Source organism: Enterorhabdus sp. P55 (assembly GCF_009911695.1).
Taxonomy (GTDB): Bacteria; Actinomycetota; Coriobacteriia; order Coriobacteriales; family Eggerthellaceae; genus Enterorhabdus.
The window spans coordinates 1-1,789 of the sequence record NZ_QWKK01000209.1 but is presented as its reverse complement, the minus strand read 5'-3'; the positions used below and the strand labels follow the sequence as shown (position 1 = coordinate 1,789).

The following is a 1,789-nucleotide window of genomic DNA, read 5'->3' as shown; positions in this document are numbered from 1 at the left end:
GGCGGGCGCGCCGCCCGGGCCGGCGGCGGGCTGCCAGCCGGGAGCCACGTAGGCCGGCGCGGGCGCGCTCGCTCCGGGTCGGGCGGCATCCCCCGCAGGCGGCTGGGAGCCGCGGTTGTCGGGCCACACGTTCTGAGGCCGCTGCTCTGACTGGGTCATCGGGCCCCTCCCCTCGCGCTAGAACCCGAAGCCCTCGTCCGACTTGCCGTGCTGGCCCTGGGCCTTCTTGGCGGTGCGGATGAGGAACTCCTGGTTGGTGTCGGTCTGCTTGAGCGACTTGATGAGCATGTCCATCGCGCGCTCGGTGTTGTTCATGTTGGAGAGGATGCGGCGCACGGCCCAGATGAGCGGCGCCTCCTGCTGGTCGAGCAGCAGCTCCTCCTTGCGGGTGCCCGAGGCCACCGGGTCGATGGCCGGGAAGATGCGGCGGTCGGCCAGGTTGCGGTCGAGCTTGAGCTCCATGTTACCCGTGCCCTTGAACTCCTCGAAGATCACCTCGTCCATCTTGGAGCCGGTGTCGATGAGCGCCGAGGCCAGGATGGTGAGCGAGCCGCCGCCCTCGATGTTGCGGGCGGCGCCGAGGAAGCGCTTGGGCGGGTAGAGCGCCGTGGAGTCCACGCCGCCGGACAGGATGCGGCCGCTGGCCGGCTGGGCCAGGTTGTAGGCGCGCGCCAGGCGGGTGATGGAGTCGAGCAGGATCACCACGTCGCGCCCTTGCTCGACGAGGCGCTTGGCGCGCTCGATGACGAGCTCGGAGACGGCGATGTGGTTCTCGGTGGGCATGTCGAAGGTCGACGAGATGACCTCGCCCCGGATGGAGCGCTCCATGTCCGTGACCTCCTCGGGACGCTCGTCCACGAGCAGGCACATGAGGTGCACGTCCGGGTTGTTGGCCGTGATGGCCGAGGCGATGTCCTTCAGGATGGTGGTCTTGCCGGCCTTCGGCGGCGACACGATGAGGCCGCGCTGGCCCTTGCCGATGGGCGCCACCAGGTCGATGACGCGCGCCGTGGTGGTGGTGCGGCCGTGCTCCATGGTGAGGGTCTCGTCGGGATAGACCGGCGTGAGGTCGGCGAACTTCGGGCGCACGCCGAGCTCCTCGACGGGCACGCCGTTGACCGAGATCACCTTCTGGATGGCGGCGAACTTCTCGTTCTCGCGGGCGGGACGCGTCTGGCCGGTAACCACATCGCCCTTGCGCAGGCCGTTGCGGCGGATGGTGGCCAGGCCCACGTAGCAATCGCGCTCGCCGGGCAGGTAGCCGCTCGTGCGGAGGAAGCCGTAGCCGTCGGCCAGGATGTCGAGCACGCCCGACACCTCGATGAAGCCCTCCGCCTTGAGCGCCGCGTCGTAGACGGCGTCTACCAGGTCGGCCTTCTTGAGGCCCGCGGCGTCGACCTCCAGCTCGGCGGCCTTGGCACGCAGCTCGGCCACCTTGAGGGCGGCCAGGTCGTCCTTGCTCACGCTCGGCACGATCTCGCGGTTGCCCTGGTGGCGCTGGCGACGCTGCTGGTTGCCCTGATGGCGGTCGCGCTGGGAGCCGTTCTGCTTGCCGCCCTGCTGCTTGCCGTTCTTTCCGCCGTTGCCGCCGTTGCCGCGCTGCTGGGCGCCAGCGTCCTTGCGCGGGGCGTTGCCCTTGGCGGGGCGGTCGACGGGCTTGGCCGGACGGGGAGCCTCCTGCTCCTTGGCGGCAGCCTCGGCGGCAGCCGCCTCGCGGGCGGCCACGTCGGCCTTGCGCGGGCGCCCGCGGCGCTTGGGGGCCTCGGACGCGGCCTCGGCCTGGGCGGCC

Annotated in this window: 1 protein-coding gene; it reads right to left on the bottom strand. The window is 71.3% G+C overall.

Annotated elements, in window-relative coordinates; translation table 11 throughout:
• Nucleotides 1-177 precede the first annotated feature (177 nt).
• Entirely contained in the window at nucleotides 178-1,725 is a 1,548-nt protein-coding gene (gene rho / locus D1643_RS10825; RefSeq protein ID WP_160710619.1) for a transcription termination factor Rho, read from the bottom strand.
• Nucleotides 1,726-1,789 lie beyond the last annotated feature (64 nt).